At 69.2% G+C, this 15,117-nt stretch carries 14 protein-coding genes; 4 read left to right on the plus strand and 10 right to left on the minus strand.

Going from position 1 to position 15,117, the window contains the following annotated elements:
• Positions 1-63: 63 nt before the first annotated feature.
• Together pafA and ACFV6V_RS20135 are read right to left on the minus strand one after the other, a co-directional pair.
• Positions 64-1,425 (minus strand): Pup--protein ligase, encoded by a 1,362-nt coding sequence (pafA, locus tag ACFV6V_RS20130; RefSeq protein ID WP_361285560.1) that lies wholly within the window; start codon positions 1,423-1,425, stop codon positions 64-66.
• A 9-nt stretch (positions 1,426-1,434) separates the two neighbouring features.
• Complete coding sequence (locus ACFV6V_RS20135; RefSeq protein WP_385566714.1) at positions 1,435-2,706, minus strand: MFS transporter; 1,272 nt, start codon at positions 2,704-2,706, stop codon at positions 1,435-1,437.
• 57 nt (positions 2,707-2,763) lie between these two features.
• On the opposite strand from ACFV6V_RS20135, the gene ACFV6V_RS20140 reads away from it, so the two are divergent.
• A complete protein-coding gene (locus ACFV6V_RS20140; protein ID WP_385566716.1) occupies positions 2,764-3,825 on the plus strand; it encodes a LacI family DNA-binding transcriptional regulator in 1,062 nt (353 codons plus the stop codon).
• Between the two features lie 128 nt (positions 3,826-3,953).
• Here ACFV6V_RS20140 and prcA read toward each other — a convergent pair whose 3' ends face one another.
• The 5 genes from prcA to arc form a co-directional block, all read right to left on the minus strand.
• On the minus strand, positions 3,954-4,715 hold the full coding sequence (prcA, locus tag ACFV6V_RS20145; RefSeq protein ID WP_385566718.1) for a proteasome subunit alpha: 762 nt from the start codon (positions 4,713-4,715) through the stop codon (positions 3,954-3,956).
• A gap of 35 nt (positions 4,716-4,750) precedes the next feature.
• A complete protein-coding gene (prcB, locus tag ACFV6V_RS20150; protein WP_385566721.1) occupies positions 4,751-5,596 on the minus strand; it encodes a proteasome subunit beta in 846 nt (281 codons plus the stop codon).
• 171 nt (positions 5,597-5,767) lie between these two features.
• Positions 5,768-5,986, minus strand: coding sequence for a ubiquitin-like protein Pup (locus ACFV6V_RS20155; protein WP_093657191.1), 219 nt, complete (start codon positions 5,984-5,986; stop codon positions 5,768-5,770).
• Between the two features lie 134 nt (positions 5,987-6,120).
• Entirely contained in the window at positions 6,121-7,632 is a 1,512-nt protein-coding gene (dop, locus tag ACFV6V_RS20160) for a depupylase/deamidase Dop (RefSeq protein WP_385566724.1), read from the minus strand.
• A 271-nt stretch (positions 7,633-7,903) separates the two neighbouring features.
• Positions 7,904-9,670 (minus strand): proteasome ATPase, encoded by a 1,767-nt coding sequence (gene arc, locus ACFV6V_RS20165; RefSeq protein ID WP_385566727.1) that lies wholly within the window; start codon positions 9,668-9,670, stop codon positions 7,904-7,906.
• A gap of 242 nt (positions 9,671-9,912) precedes the next feature.
• On the opposite strand from arc, the gene ACFV6V_RS20170 reads away from it, so the two are divergent.
• Positions 9,913-10,191 (plus strand): ferredoxin, encoded by a 279-nt coding sequence (locus ACFV6V_RS20170; protein WP_361285538.1) that lies wholly within the window; start codon positions 9,913-9,915, stop codon positions 10,189-10,191.
• A gap of 27 nt (positions 10,192-10,218) precedes the next feature.
• Here the strand turns inward: ACFV6V_RS20170 and ACFV6V_RS20175 are convergent, their stop codons facing one another.
• The 3 genes from ACFV6V_RS20175 to ACFV6V_RS20185 form a co-directional block, all read right to left on the minus strand.
• On the minus strand, positions 10,219-10,800 hold the full coding sequence (locus ACFV6V_RS20175) for a hypothetical protein (RefSeq protein ID WP_385566730.1): 582 nt from the start codon (positions 10,798-10,800) through the stop codon (positions 10,219-10,221).
• 189 nt (positions 10,801-10,989) lie between these two features.
• Positions 10,990-11,877: a tRNA (adenine-N1)-methyltransferase gene (locus ACFV6V_RS20180; protein WP_361285532.1), complete on the minus strand. Its 888-nt coding sequence runs from the start codon at positions 11,875-11,877 to the stop codon at positions 10,990-10,992.
• Positions 11,878-11,900: 23 nt separating this feature from the next.
• Positions 11,901-13,184 (minus strand): site-2 protease family protein, encoded by a 1,284-nt coding sequence (locus ACFV6V_RS20185; RefSeq protein WP_385566733.1) that lies wholly within the window; start codon positions 13,182-13,184, stop codon positions 11,901-11,903.
• A gap of 138 nt (positions 13,185-13,322) precedes the next feature.
• On the opposite strand from ACFV6V_RS20185, the gene ACFV6V_RS20190 reads away from it, so the two are divergent.
• Entirely contained in the window at positions 13,323-14,294 is a 972-nt protein-coding gene (locus ACFV6V_RS20190) for a RecB family exonuclease (protein WP_385566736.1), read from the plus strand.
• Positions 14,295-14,387: 93 nt separating this feature from the next.
• The gene (locus ACFV6V_RS20195; RefSeq protein WP_385566738.1) at positions 14,388-15,059 is read left to right on the plus strand and encodes a response regulator; all 672 of its coding nucleotides are present in this window, start codon (positions 14,388-14,390) and stop codon (positions 15,057-15,059) included.
• The last annotated feature ends 58 nt before the right edge of the window (positions 15,060-15,117 follow it).

Below are 15,117 nucleotides of genomic sequence, written 5' to 3' on the forward strand. Positions count from 1 at the left end.
CCGCCCGGTATCCCGGGACGGAAAGCGTCCTGGGCACCGGGCGGCACCTCTTCGGCCTGGCGGCTACATCCCCGCGATCAGCTTCTCCACGCGGTCGTCGACCGACCGGAACGGGTCCTTGCACAACACGGTCCGCTGCGCCTGGTCGTTGAGCTTGAGGTGCACCCAGTCGACGGTGAAGTCACGGCGCTGCTCCTGGGCACGGCGGATGAAGTCACCGCGGAGCCGCGCCCTGGTGGTCTGCGGGGGCACGGACTTGCCCTCGAAGATCTTCAGATCGTTGCAGATCCGGGCCGTCTGGCCCTTCTTCTCCAGGAGGTAGTACAGCCCACGGCGGCGGTGGATGTCGTGGTAGGCGAGGTCTATCTGAGCGACCCTCGGGTGGGACATCGTCATGTTGTGCTTGGCCCGGTACCGCTCGAGGAGCTTGTACTTGATCACCCAGTCGATCTCAGTCCCGATCCGGTCCAGGTCCTCCTGCTCGATGGAGTCGAGCGTACGGCCCCACAGCTCGAGCACCTGCTCGACGGTGCCGGAGCGGATCCCGCGGCGGTCCACGAAGTCCACGGCCTTGTCGTAGTACTCGCGCTGGATCTCCAGGGCGGATGCCTCGCGCCCGCTGGCCAGGCGCACCTTGCGTCGACCCGTGATGTCGTGGCTGACTTCCCGGATGGCCCTGATGGGGTTCTCCAGTGTCAGGTCCCGCATCACCGTGCCCGCCTCGATCATGCGCAGCACCAGGTCGGTGGCGCCGACCTTGAGCAGCATGGTCGTCTCGGACATGTTCGAGTCGCCGACGATGACATGCAGACGGCGGTAGCGCTCCGCGTCCGCATGGGGCTCGTCGCGGGTGTTGATGATGGGGCGGGACCGGGTGGTGGCGGAGCTGACACCTTCCCAGATGTGCTCCGCGCGCTGGCTGACGCAGTAGACCGCGCCCCGTGGGGTCTGGAGCACCTTTCCGGCACCGCAGAGCAGCTGACGGGTGACGAGGAACGGAATCAGGATGTCCGCGAGCCGGGAGAACTCCCCATGCCGGGCCACCAGGTAATTCTCATGGCAACCGTAGGAGTTTCCCGCCGAGTCGGTGTTGTTCTTGAAGAGGTAGACGTCGCCCGCGATTCCCTCCTCGTGCAGGCGGCGTTCGGCGTCGACGAGCAGACCTTCGAGAATCCGCTCTCCTGCCTTGTCGTGGGTGACCAGTTCGGTCACATTGTCACATTCCGGAGTGGCGTACTCAGGGTGCGACCCCACGTCGAGGTAGAGGCGGGCCCCATTCCGCAGGAAGACATTGCTGCTGCGGCCCCATGACACAACACGGCGGAAGAGGTACCGCGCCACTTCGTCAGGCGACAGTCGGCGCTGTCCCCTGAACGTGCACGTGACGCCGTACTCGTTCTCCAGCCCGAAAATTCGGCGGTCCATGACTGAACATTACGCCTGATGCCCTGTGCTGAAACCGGGTTCGACAGCACGGCTCAGATCAATTTCATCCCCTGACGCGATGTGTTCGCTCCGGCCGGGAACTGCGAGGACCCGTCCGGTGGCCAGCAGGACGAGCAGCGCGGCGATCCCGCCGGCCCCCGCCACCGCGAAGCCCGCGACGGTCCCGGCCAGTTCCACCGCGGGTCCTGCGGCGGCGGTGCCCACCGCCGTGCCGACGCCGAAGGTGGTCACAAGCCAGGAAAACGCCTCCGTGACGGTCCCCTGGGGAGCGTGCCCGTCGACCACGATGAACGCGCACGCGATCGCGGGCGCCAGGAACACACCGGCGACAGCGCTGAGGACGGCCATCGGCAGCACACCCGGGGTGAGCGTCAGTGGCAGATAGCCGAGCGCGAGCAGCGCCACGATGACCCGCAGCCTCCGTTCGGGGGCACCGGCCCACTGCCGGGCACCGTAGGCGACCCCGCCGACCAGGGCACCGAGTCCGAGGGCCGCCATCAGCCAGCCGTACACGGCGTCACCACCGTGGTCGTCGGCGTAGGCGATGGCGGCGACCGTGATGGAGCCCAGGGCGAGGCCGACGAAGAAGAACGACCCGAGCAGCGCGAGCAGACCGGGCGAGCGCAGGGCTCCCAGCCAGTGGGCCTCGCGGGGCGCCGAGCGCCAGTTCCTGGACGGCCCGGACACGATGACCGAGACCGTGCCCACCAGCCCCAGGACGTTGATGACGAGCAGCGCGGCGGCGGGCGAGAAGAGCGACACCAGCAGCGTCACCAGCAACGGACCGACGGTGAACATGATTTCCTGGGCTATCGCGTCCATCGCGTAGGCCCGGTGCACCCGCTCCTCGCGATGGCCCAGCACACTGGGCCACAGGGCGCGCAGCCCGCCTTCGAGCGGCGGGGTGAACACGCCCGCGACGGTCACCGCCGCGTACGCCACCGGCAGCGAGCCCAGGCCGACGACGGCGAGGAGCACCATGCCCAGTGCGGAGACGATCGCGGACGGCAGCTGGACGCGTGGCTGTCCGCGCAGGTCGACCAGCCGGCCGAGCAGGGGCTGCCCCACGGCGGTGGCCAGGCCGTAGACGGCGGTGAGTGCCCCCGCGAGCGCGTAGCTGCCGCCCTCGGCGCGGATGAACAGGACGATCGCCACATGCGCGGTGGCGTTCGGCAGGCGGCCCACAAGGGTGCCCGTGAGGAGGCGTGCGGCATGCGGCGCCTTGAGGATCTCTGCGTACCCGGACGCTCCCGCGGCCATGTCCCGCCTTTTCGTTCAGGGAGTTTTACGTATAACTCTCGCTCCGTCATACGTACCATGAGCCCAGGCCACGAGTCCACCCGTGGCGCACGACATCAGGCGGAGGCGAGTGTGCAGCGGCCGACCAGCAGAGACGTGGCACGGGCCGCAGGGGTCTCACAGGCCACGGTCTCCCTCGTCCTGGGCGACAAGTGGCGGGGCCGGGTGTCCGAGCGCACCGCCCTCCTGGTGCGGCAGGCGGCACAGGAACTCGGCTACCGCCCCAACCTGGCGGCGCGCAGCCTGCGGCTCGGCCGCACCCGCACGGCCCTGCTCGTGGTGCCCGCACTGACCAATGAGTTCTTCGCCCGGGTGCACGCGGGCGCGGCCGGTGTCGCGGCAGAGCATGACTTCGGCGTCGTGCTCTATCCCTCGCCCGAAGGAATCGGCCCCGCGAAGGACCCCTTCGCCTCGGCCCGGTCCGCGCTGGACGGGGTGATCGCGTCCTCCATGGCGGCAGGGGCGCTGAAGGCGATCCGCGGCACCGATCTGCCGCTGGTGATGCTCGACAGCGATCCGGCTGATCCGGGCTCCGCGGCGCAGGTCAACCTCGATATCGCCGGTGGCATGCGGCAGGTGACGGACCATCTGGTGGCTCTGGGGCACCGGGAGTTCGTCCACCTGGCGTCGGCGATCCCGTCCTGGACCTTCGAAGTACGCGCCCGCGCCCTGGATGAGGCGGCACGCGACGTCCCCGGGGCCTCACTGCTACGGGTCCCGTCACCGCTCGACGTGGACGGCGCCCGAGCGGCGGCCGAGCGCGCCCTGACCGTCGTCCCTGGCCGGCCCCGCCCGACGGCCCTGGTCTGCGACGACGACATCGTCGCCGCAGGCGCCTGCAAGGCGGCACGGCGGCTGGGTCTGCGGGTGCCGGAGGATGTCTCGGTGACCGGCTTCGACGATATGACGCTGGCGACGGCGCTGGAGCCCGAGCTCACGACCGTCCGCCTGCCCGCGGAACAGGTGGGCGCGGCGGGCATGTCCGCGCTGCTGTCCGTCCTCGCGGGCCGCACCCCCGCCCCTGGGGACCTCCCGGTCACCCTGGTCCCCCGCGCCTCCACGGGCCCGGCGCCCCGTTGACACATCGACGGGCGCGTGCTTCGCGGCGCGCCGTGCCCCGCTCCGCGGGCCGGAGGGCGGCACACCGTGGGACCCGCCCGCCCCGCACCGGTGCGGGCACACCGGTGCGGCGGGGCAGGGTGAGGCGGCTACTCCTCGCCCTCGGAACCCTCCGCGTCGGAGGGGATCTCCGTGGGTGCCGAGGCCGCGTCGTCCGCCTGGAGCAGCCGCGACAACTGCCGCCCCACGATCCGCTTGAACTTCCGCGCCTGCGGCCGTGTGCGGTCCAGGATCGCCACCTCCAGCCGCTCCGCGGGGATCTCCCGCTCCGAGCCGTTGGTGTCCCGGGACAGCGCCTGCACCGCCAGCTTCAGGGCTTCCGCGAGGGACATCCCGTCGCGGTGCCGCTGGTCCAGGAAGTTGCTGATCTGCTCCGCGTTGCCGCCGACCGCCACCGAGCCGTGCTCGTCCACGATCGAGCCGTCATGCGGGAGCCGGTAGATCTGGTCGCCCTCGGGTGAGGTGCCGACCTCGGCGACGACCAGCTCCACCTCGTACGGCTTCTCGCCGGCGCTGGAGAAGATCGTGCCGAGGGTCTGGGCGTAGACGTTGGCCAGTCCACGGGCGGTCACATCGTCGCGGTCGTAGGTGTATCCACGCAGATCGGCATAGCGCACACCACCGATCCGCAGATTCTCGTACTCGTTGTACTTCCCGGCGGCGGCGAAGCCGATCCGGTCGTAGATCTCGCTGAACTTGTGCAGGGCACGGGACGGGTTCTCACCGACGAAGACAATGCCGTCGGTGTACTGGAGGACCACCAGGCTCCGGCCACGTGCGATGCCCTTGCGGGCGTACTCGGCCCGGTCGGCCATGGCCTGCTGGGGTGAGACATAGAACGGCGTCGACACCGGCTATCCGTCCCTTTCTGTCAGGGGCAAGTGGGTCAGAGCAGCGAGGCGCGCGGGCCGTCGGGCTGCGCGAGGCGATGCTCGAGGATGGTGCGGGCGATCTCACCCGTCTCGTCGTCGCCGAGCCTGCGGAAGCCTTCGTCATTGATGACCGTGACGATCGGGTAGATCCGGCGTGCCACGTCCGGTCCGCCCGTCGCCGAGTCGTCGTCCGCCGCGTCGTACAGGGCCTGGACGACCAGAGTGACGGCCTGCTGCTCCGTCAGGTCTTCGCGGTAGAGCTTCTTCATGGCACCGCGCGCGAAGATGGAGCCGGAGCCGGTGGCCGCGTAGCCGTGCTCCTCGGAGCGGCCGCCCGTGACGTCGTACGAGAAGATGCGGCCCTTCTCGCGGTCGATGTCCCAGCCGGCGAAGAGCGGCACCACGGCGAGGCCCTGCATGGCCATGCCGAGGTTGCTCCGGATCATCGTGGAGAGGCGGTTCGCCTTGCCCTCCAGGGAGAGCTGTGTGCCCTCGACCTTCTCGAAGTGCTCCAGCTCGAGCTGGAAGAGTTTCACCATCTCGACCGCGAGTCCCGCGGTGCCCGCGATGCCCACCGCCGAGTACTCGTCCGCGGGGAAGACCTTCTCGATGTCCCGCTGGGCGATCATGTTGCCCATGGTCGCCCGCCGGTCACCGGCGAGCACCACGCCGCCGGGGAAGGACGTGGCGACGATCGTCGTGCCGTGGGGTGCTTCGACCACGCCCTGCACCGGGGGCAGGACGCGGTTGCCCGGGAGAAGCTCCGGGGAGTGGTCGCCCAGGAAGTCCATGAACGACGAGGAGCCGGGCGTCAGGAAGGCTGCCGGCAGACGCCCGGTGCTACGAGTGTTGGCTTCCACGCGTTTCCTTCCGAATTGGCGGCGGCCCGCCACCGGGGCCGGGCCGATCTTGCACGCTGTGCACGGACCCTACCCGTGCCGTCGCCGGTCATCCGTCCGTGTGCGGCCGACCCTGGGGGCCGGCCGCGACGGACGGACAATCGGGGGTGCCCCCGACCGTTTCAGGGGGTGCTACTCGCCGCCCTTTTGGACGAAGGAACGCACGAAGTCCTCGGCGTTCTCCTCCAGGACGTCGTCAATCTCGTCCAGCACGGAGTCGACATCGTCCGACAGCTTCTCCTGGCGCTCCTTGAGGTCCTCGGAGGCCTGCGCGTCCTGCGCCTGCTCCTCGACCTCCTCGGTGGAGCGTGTGGCCCGCTGCTGTCCGCCGCCGGTGTCCTTGGTTGCCATATCCCTCACCCCGCTCGGTTTGCCCGTTTGGTTGGCTCACTCAAGATCAGACCCTACAAGCAGGGTCTGACATCGGCCCCGCACTTTCCTCAACGTCCGGGGGTTACCGCAATGATTCCCGGACGGCGACCATTTCAGCCCCCGGAGAGGACCCGGACCAGGTCTTCGGCGGTGCGGCACCGGTCGAGCAGCTCTTTCACATGGTTTCGGGTGCCTCTGAGGGGCTCCAGCGTGGGGACTCGTTGCAGAGAGTCACGACCCGGCAGGTCGAAGATCACGGAGTCCCAGGAGGCCGCGGCGACGTCGTCCGCGTACTGTTCGAGACAGCGACCGCGGAAGTACGCCCTGGTGTCCTCAGGGGGCTTACTCTCGGCCCTCTCGACATCGGCCTCGTCCAGGAGCCGCTTCATCTTGCCGCGGGCCACCAGACGGTTGTACAGGCCCTTGTCAGGGCGTACGTCCGCGTACTGGAGGTCCACGAGGTGCAGGCGTGCCGCGTCCCAGTCCAGACCGTCACGGCGCCGGTAGCCCTCGAGGATCTCCCGTTTGGCGATCCAGTCCAGCTCTCCCGACAGGCTCATCGGATCGTTCTCGAGCCGGTTGAGGGTGTCCTCCCAGCGGGACAGCACGTCCTTGGTCTGCTCGTCGGCATCCACGCCGAAGCGCTCCTCGACGTACTTCCTGGCGAGCTCGAAGTACTCCATCTGCAGCTGGACACCCGTGAGTGTCCGACCGCTGCGCAGAGTGATCACGCGCTTCAGGGTGGGGTCGTGGGAAACCTGGTGCAGGGTGCGCACGGGCTGGTCGACCGCCAGGTCCACGTTGATGAAGCCGTCCTCGATCATGGACAGCACGAGTGCGGTCGTGCCGAGCTTGAGGTAGGTCGAGATCTCGGAGAGGTTGGCGTCGCCGATGATCACATGCAGTCGGCGGTACTTCTCGGCGTCGGCGTGCGGCTCGTCCCTGGTGTTGATGATCGGGCGCTTGAGCGTGGTCTCCAGGCCGACCTCGACCTCGAAGTAATCGGCCCGCTGACTGATCTGGAAGCCGTGCTCACGGCCGTCCTGGCCGATTCCCACCCGTCCGGCGCCGGTGACCACCTGCCGGGACACGAAGAACGGCGTGAGGTGCCGCACGATGTCCGAGAACGGGGTCTCCCGCTTCATCAGGTAGTTCTCGTGCGTGCCGTAGGACGCGCCCTTGTTGTCGGTGTTGTTCTTGTACAGGTGGATCGGCTGGGCACCGGGGAGCTGTGCGGCCCGCTCGGCGGCCTCCGCCATGATCCGCTCGCCGGCCTTGTCCCAGAGGACGGCGTCACGGGGATTGGTCACCTCGGGGGCGCTGTACTCGGGGTGCGCATGGTCGACGTAGAGCCTGGCGCCATTGGTGAGGATGACATTGGCCAGACCGATGTCCTCGTCCGTGAGCTGGCTGGAGTCGGCGGCCTCGCGGGCGAGGTCGAAGCCGCGGGCGTCCCGCAGCGGGTTCTCCTCCTCGAAGTCCCAGCGGGCACGCCGTGCCCGGTGCATCGCCGCCGCGTAGGCGTTGACGATCTGGGACGAGGTGAGCATGGCATTGGCGTTCGGGTGGCCGGGGACGGAGATCCCGTACTCCGTCTCGATGCCCATTACTCGCCGTACGGTCATGCGGCCCTCCTTGCCCGGCGGCGCTCCCGTCTGGGGGCGGCGCTCAAGTACCGCTCGGTCTCCGGTGCGTGTGCGGTGCCCGTCCCCGCACCGCGCGGGCCCGGCGGTACCGACGAGCCTAGAACGCCTCTGCGCTGGTGGGGAGATCAATTCGGTATTGCTCTGTGTGGTGCGATTACCCGCCCGCGGCCCCTGGGAAAGCAGGCGGCTGCGGATGCCCTCCCCCGCTTTCGGCGGGGGAGCCTGAGGACATCCGCAGCCGAGCTGCGTTTTACAGGTACTGACCGGTGTTGGCCACCGTGTCGATGGAGCGTCCGGTGTCCGCGCCCTGCTTTCCGGTGACAAGGGTGCGGATGAACACGATCCGCTCGCCCTTCTTTCCGGAGATCCGGGCCCAGTCGTCCGGGTTGGTGGTGTTCGGCAGGTCCTCGTTCTCCTTGAACTCGTCCACGCACGCCTGGAGGAGGTGGGCGACCCGCAGACCCTTCTGGTTCTGGTCGAGGAATGCCTTGATCGCCATCTTCTTGGCCCGGTCGACGATGTTCTGGATCATGGCGCCGGAATTGAAGTCCTTGAAGTACAGGACTTCCTTGTCGCCATTGGCGTACGTGACCTCCAGGAAGCGGTTCTCCTCGGATTCCGCGTACATCTGCTCGACGACGGACTGGATCATGCCCTGCACCGCCGCCTCCTTGGAGCCGGTGTGCTCCGAGACGTCGTCCGCGTGCAGTGGCAGCGTCGGCGTGAGGTACTTCGCGAAGATGTCCTTCGCCGCCTCGGCGTCGGGCCGCTCGATCTTGATCTTGACGTCGAGCCGCCCCGGCCGCAGGATCGCGGGGTCGATCATGTCCTCTCGGTTGGACGCACCGATCACGATGACGTTCTCCAGGCCCTCCACACCGTCGATCTCGGCGAGCAGCTGCGGGACGATGGTGTTCTCCACGTCCGAGCTGACACCGGAGCCACGGGTCCGGAACAGCGACTCCATCTCGTCGAAGAAGACGATGACGGGGGTGCCCTCGCTGGCCTTCTCCCGCGCACGCTGGAAGACCAGGCGGATGTGCCGCTCGGTCTCGCCGACGTACTTGTTGAGAAGCTCCGGTCCCTTGATGTTGAGGAAGTAGCTCTTGCCCTGCGGCTGCCCGGTCACCTCCGCGACCTTCTTGGCAAGAGAGTTGGCGACCGCCTTGGCGATCAGCGTCTTCCCGCAGCCGGGCGGGCCGTAGAGCAGGATGCCCTTCGGCGGGCGCAGTTCGTGCTCCCGGAAGAGGTCCGGGTGGAGGTACGGGAGCTCGACCGCGTCGCGGATCATCTCGATCTGGTTGCCCAGACCGCCGATCTTGTCGTAGTCGACGTCCGGGACCTCTTCGAGGACGAGCTCCTCGACCTCGCTCTTGGGCACGACCTCGTAGACGTAGCCGGACCTGGGCTCGAGCAGCAGGGCGTCGCCGGGGCGGATGGTGGCGTCCAGCAACGGCTCGGCGAGCCGTACCACCCGCTCCTCGTCGGTGTGCCCGATCACCAGGGCGCGCTCGCCGTCCTCGAGGATCTCCTTGAGGGTGACGATGTCCCCGGTGCGCTCGAATTCCATGGCCTCGACCACGTTGAGCGCCTCGTTGAGCATGACTTCCTGGCCGCGCCGGAGCTCGTCGAGCTCGACGCTTGGGCTGACGTTCACCCGGAGCTTGCGGCCCCCGGTGAAGATGTCGGCGGTGTCGTCCTCATTGGCCTGCAGGAAGACACCGAAGCCGGCCGGTGGCTGTGCGAGCCGGTCGACCTCCTCCTTGAGGGCCACGATCTGATCGCGGGCCTCACGGAGCGTGTTCGCCATGCGTTCGTTCTGAGCGGAAACGCCGGCCAGGTTTGTCTGCAGCTCGACGATCCGCTCTTCGAGAATCCTCGTATGACGCGGAGAGTCGGCGAGCTTGCGGCGCAGGACGGCGATCTCCTGCTCAAGATAGGCAACCTGGCCGGCAGGGTCATCAGACCCCCGTCCCGGCCGGAAGCCGCGGTTGTTGTCGTCGTCGTGGGCTGCCACGGTCCTCACCTCCTCCAAGGGGAGCTGGACGCTTCCTGACCCTACCTGGGTGGGTGGAGATTGAAACCCCTAGATCACAAAGACGGAAGGGGTGTGTCCGATCTTCACCCTTGCGCTTCCCCTCACGCCAGGTGAATACCCACCCATCAACATCGGAAAGCGGGCGGTTGTATCGTCGGAACGGTCAACACCCGTCAGGGCTGGCACCTATTGATACACACCGCGCAGGAACGGCAGGCGACATGAACGAGGCTCTCGAAGTCTGGATCGACCAGGACCTCTGCACCGGCGACGGGATCTGCGTGCAGTACGCCCCCGAGGTCTTCGAGCTGGACATCGACGGACTCGCGTACGTGAAGAGCGCGGACGACGAGCTGCTGCAGGACCAGGGGGCCACAACGCCCGTGCCGCTGCCGCTGCTGACGGATGTCATCGACTCCGCCAAGGAGTGCCCGGGCGACTGCATCCACGTGCGGCGGGTCACCGACAAGGTCGAGGTGTACGGCCCCGACGCCGAGTAGCACCGGGACGGAACGGAGAGCGACCGGTCAGGCGCCGTCCGTGACGGAGGCGGGCTGCCGGGACTCCACGAACTTCCCGCCCCGCCACTGCCACTTGACCTGCTCCTGCTCGTCCGGGCAGCAGCGCGGGACGTCGGGCGACGAGTAGCCGAGGACGGTGGCCGTGACGACGCCGTCACGAACGGCGAAGGCGCTCACGCTGAGCCGCTCGGCCGGGTCGACCAGAGTGGCCACGACGCGTGGGGCACCGGTGGACGACCGTGCGATGACGTAGACACCGCTCGGCGGGGTGCCCGAGCCCGCTTCACAGCGGGCCACCACTGCGGTCTCGGGGCCGCCGTCGCCGTCGAGATCCCCCGATGCCTTCCGCACGACTGCCGCTCCCGCTCCGCCGCACTCGAGGGGCAGGTCCACCAGGCCCGGGTCAGGCGCTGCGGCAGGCGCCGCGGCGGTGACCGTCTCCGCGCCTGACTGGTTCGCTTTCGCGGTGCCCGGCTCGAGCAGGCCCGCACCCGCGACCACTGCGGCCATCGCCGTCGCTGTGGCGAGCCAGTGCACCGGGCGGGCGGCGGTGTGCGCGAGGTCCGGAAGCGTCGCGGAGGTCTGCACGCGAGGTGTCTCCTGAGCGGCTGTACGGGCTGTGCCGGTGCGAACCGGCACGGGGAGGCGTACGCATCGTGCCACACGTCACAGGGGCCGGGAACATCGGGGCAGGCAATGCCAACGTAAAGCCGCCGCCGTCGAGTTCTCCCGGGCGGGCAGGAACTCGACGGCGGCGGCCATGCGTTGTGGGTGGTTTCAGCCCTTGTTGGGGCCTTCGTAATCCTCGCCGTACGCGCCCTTGGCGGGGCGACGGCGGCGCATCGGGGGCTCCACCCCGTCCGCGAGCCGGCGGGCGGTCACCAGGAAGCCGGTGTGGCCGATCATCCGGTGGTCCGGGCGCACCGCGAGGCCCTCCACGTGCCAGTTGCGGATCATGGACTCCCAGGGCTGCGGCTCGGCGTAGCAGCCGATCTCGCGGATGGACTCCACGGTCCTGGCGAGCTGGGTGGTCGTGGCCACGTAGCAGCACAGGATGCCGCCCGGGACGAGGGCCTTGGAGACGGCCTCCAGGCACTCCCAGGGAGCCAGCATGTCCAGGATCACGCGGTCGACGTCCGCGTCCGAGAGGTTGTCCTGGAGGTCGCCGACGGTGAGCGTCCAGGCGGGGTGGGGCCCCCCGAAGTAGCGCTCGACGTTCGCCTGGGCGATCTCGGCGAAGTCCTCCCGGCGCTCGTACGAGTGCAGCATGCCCTCGTCGCCGATGGCCCGCAGCAGGAAGCTGCTCAGTGAGCCTGAGCCCACACCCGCCTCGACGACGCGTGCGCCGGGGAAGATGTCGGCGAACGCCAGGATCTGCCCCGCGTCCTTGGGGTAGACCACGGCGGCGCCGCGGGGCATGGACAGGACGTAGTCGGGGAGCAGGGGGCGCAGCGCCAGATAGGCGACGTTTCCCGTGGTACGGACGACACTGCCCTCGGGGGCGCCGATCAGCTCGTCATGTGGGAAGGAACCCTTGTGGGTGTGGAAGTTCTTCCCAGCTTCGAGCGTGAACGTGTAGTGGCGTCCCTTGGGGTCGGTGAGCTGGACCTGGTCCCCGACCTTGAAGGGCCCGCGACGGCGGGCGGCACCGGTCGGTTCGGACATGTAACAAGACTACCGGCTGTTTCTCAGCCGGATGGACGGGCCATCGCCTTGACGAAAGCGCGTTCGACGTCCGCCGTGGAGAGGACGCCGTAGATCTCGCCGCTCTCCTCCACGACGAGGTACTCGGTGGCGGGCGCCGCGCGGAGGCGGTCGAGGAGGGCCTCGCCGGCGAGTTCGGCGGGGACCCGCATGCCGTCGGTGAGCTCCTGGGCCAGGCCGCTGACGGCGACCCAGGGCCGGCGGTGCTGGGGGACGCCGACGATCGCGGTCTCGCGGACCAGGGCGGTGGGGTTGCCGTGACCGTCGACGACCACGAGAGCGCGGGCTCCGGCCTCGTTGGCGCGGCGGAGCGCCTCGGACAGCGGGGTGGCCGACTCGACCGGGACCGCCCGGCGGGTGAGGGTGCGGGCGCTCAGCTCGGGCAGGTGCTCGCGGAGCCGGGCCATGCGCAGGCTGTTGCCTGCCCCGGTCCAGATGATGGCGGCCAGGATCGCGGCGAGCAGGGCGTCGGTGACGGTCTCCATGCCGCCGATGTCCTCGGTGGGGTTGCCGAGGGCTCCCGTGTGGGTCAGCAACGGGAGACCGACCAGCACCGCGATGGCGAGCGCCCGGCCGACCCAGGCGGCGGCGATGGTGCCGCTCATCGGCTTTCCGGTGATCTTCCAGACGACCGCGCGCAGCATCCGGCCGCCGTCCAGGGGGAGCCCGGGCAGCAGGTTGAAGGCGGCGACGATCAGGTTGGAGATCATCAGCCCGGCGAGCAGTACTCCCGGGACGGTGCCGGGTTCCACGGCCCGGACGGCGGCGTAGAAGATCCCCGCGAGCACCAGCGAGAGCAGCGGGCCGACGAAGGCGAGCACGAACTCCCGGCCGGGTGTCTCGGACTCCTTCTCGATCTCGGACACACCGCCGAAGAACTGGAGCTGGATACGGCGCACCGGCAGTTTGTAGCGGAGCGCGACGATGGTGTGTGCCAGCTCGTGGACGAGCACGGAGGCGTAGAAGGCGACGGCGAAGAACAGCGACACGAGGTAGCGTGCGTTGCCCAGTTCCGGCAGCACGCGCTCCAGTTGGCCGCCGAAGACCCAGGTGATGAGGGCCGCGACCAGGAACCAGCTGGGGGCGACGTAGACGGGCACGCCGAAGGGGCGGCCCATGAGGATGCCGCCTCCGGGCTCCTCGGAGCGCCGCTGCCCGTTCCCCGTGGGCACGGCTCCGTCAGCCCGCCCCGCTCCCCCGGTTTCTCCGGCTTTCCCCGTGCCGGACCGCGGGCGCGTGTGCTCGCCGCTCTCGTCGTCCTTGTTCACGGGTTCCCTTCGGTGCGTTCGTGACAGTCGTTGCGGGCGTTGCAGGCATTGCCGTCGCTCACCCGATCATGCGGGCAAGAAGGTCTGCCGTCGATGGTATGCCGCTCGCTGTCAGTGGCGAGCCGTAGGGTCTTTGTCATGAGTACGAGTCAGCCGCCCGTTCCGGAAGGGCCACCGCCCGCCCAGCAGGCTCCCGCGCCGGTCCTGGAGGACCAGCCGTCGGCGGCGGACGGCCACCCGTCGCCGCCGGATTCCGGCCCTTCGGCGCCCGAGAGCCGGCCGCCTGCCTCGCTGTCGCCCTCGCGGGCGAGCGATTTCATGCAGTGCCCGCTGCTGTACCGCTTCCGGGTGATCGACAGGCTGCCGGAGAAGCCGAGCGAGGCTGCGACCCGGGGCACCCTGGTGCATGCCGTCCTTGAGCGGCTGTTCGACGCCCCGGCTGCCGAGCGCACACCGCCGAGGGCGAAGTCCCTGATCCCGGGGCAGTGGGACCGGCTGCTGGAGTCACGCCCCGAGCTCGGCGGGCTGTTCGCCGACGATCCGGACGGCGAGCGGCTGGCGCGCTGGATGTCGGATGCCGAGCGGCTGGTGGAACGCTGGTTCGCGCTGGAGGATCCGACGCGTCTCGAGCCGGCGGAGCGCGAGCTGTTCGTCGAGGCGGAGCTGGATTCGGGGCTGCGGCTGCGCGGGGTGATCGACCGGGTCGATGTGGCGCCGACGGGCGAGGTGCGGATCGTCGACTACAAGACGGGCAAGGCGCCCCGGCCCGAGTACAGCGAGGGCGCACTGTTCCAGATGAAGTTCTACGCGCTGGTGGTGTGGCGGCTGAAGCACGTCGTGCCGCGGCGGCTCCAGCTGGTGTATCTGGGCAGCGGTGAGGTGCTGACCTACGACCCGGTCGCGGCGGATCTGGAGCGGGTGGAGCGCAAGCTGCTGGCGCTGTGGGACGCGATCGTCCGGGCCACGGAATCCGGTGACTGGAGGCCGCGGCCGTCGAAGCTGTGCGGTTGGTGCGATCACCAGGCACGGTGCCCGGAGTTCGGCGGCACCCCGCCCGTCTACCCGCTGCCCCTGGTGCCGTCTCAGCCCTCGCCCGGCGGAGAGGTCTAGCCGGACGGCTCCCGAAGCTGGCCGGAAAGTGCCCGAAGCCCTGCTCGTCCGGCGAGCAGGGCAGAATGGGGCCGGTCTAGCGAAGGAGATCCCGTGGCTATCCGCGTCCTACTGGTCGATGATCAACCGCTGCTGCGTACCGGCTTCCGGATGATCCTGGAGGCGGAGCAGGACATCGCGGTGGTCGGTGAGGCCGGGGACGGTCTTCAGGCGCTGGATCAGGTGCGGGCGCTCCAGCCCGATGTGGTGCTGATGGACATCCGGATGCCGCGGATGGACGGGGTCGAGGCCACGCGGCAGATCACCGGTCCGGGACGGGACGGCCCGGCGAAGGTGCTGGTGCTGACCACGTTCGACCTGGACGAGTACGTGGTGGAGGCGCTGAAGGCGGGGGCGAGCGGCTTTCTGCTGAAGGACGCGCCCGCGAATGAGCTGGTGCAGGCGATCCGGGTGGTCGCGGCGGGTGAGGCGATGCTCGCGCCGAGCATCACGCGCCGGCTGCTGGACAAGTACGCGGGGCATCTGCCGTCGGGTGAGGAGCCCGTGCCGGACACCCTGCACACGCTGACCGAGCGCGAGGTCGAGGTGCTGAAGCTGGTCTCCCGCGGCCTGTCGAACGCGGAGATCGCCGCGGATCTGTTCGTCAGCGAGACGACGGTCAAGACCCATGTGGGCCATGTGCTGACGAAACTGGGGCTGCGGGACCGCGTGCAGGCCGCGGTGTACGCGTACGAAAGCGGTCTGGTGCGTCCCGGCGCGCAGTAGGTTTCCGGACAGGCCGCCGCTCGGACGGCCACTGGGGAGGGGCTCGGACCGCGCATCC

This window comes from Streptomyces sp. NPDC059828 (genome assembly GCF_042731955.1).
In the GTDB taxonomy this organism is placed as follows: domain Bacteria; phylum Actinomycetota; class Actinomycetes; order Streptomycetales; family Streptomycetaceae; genus Streptomyces.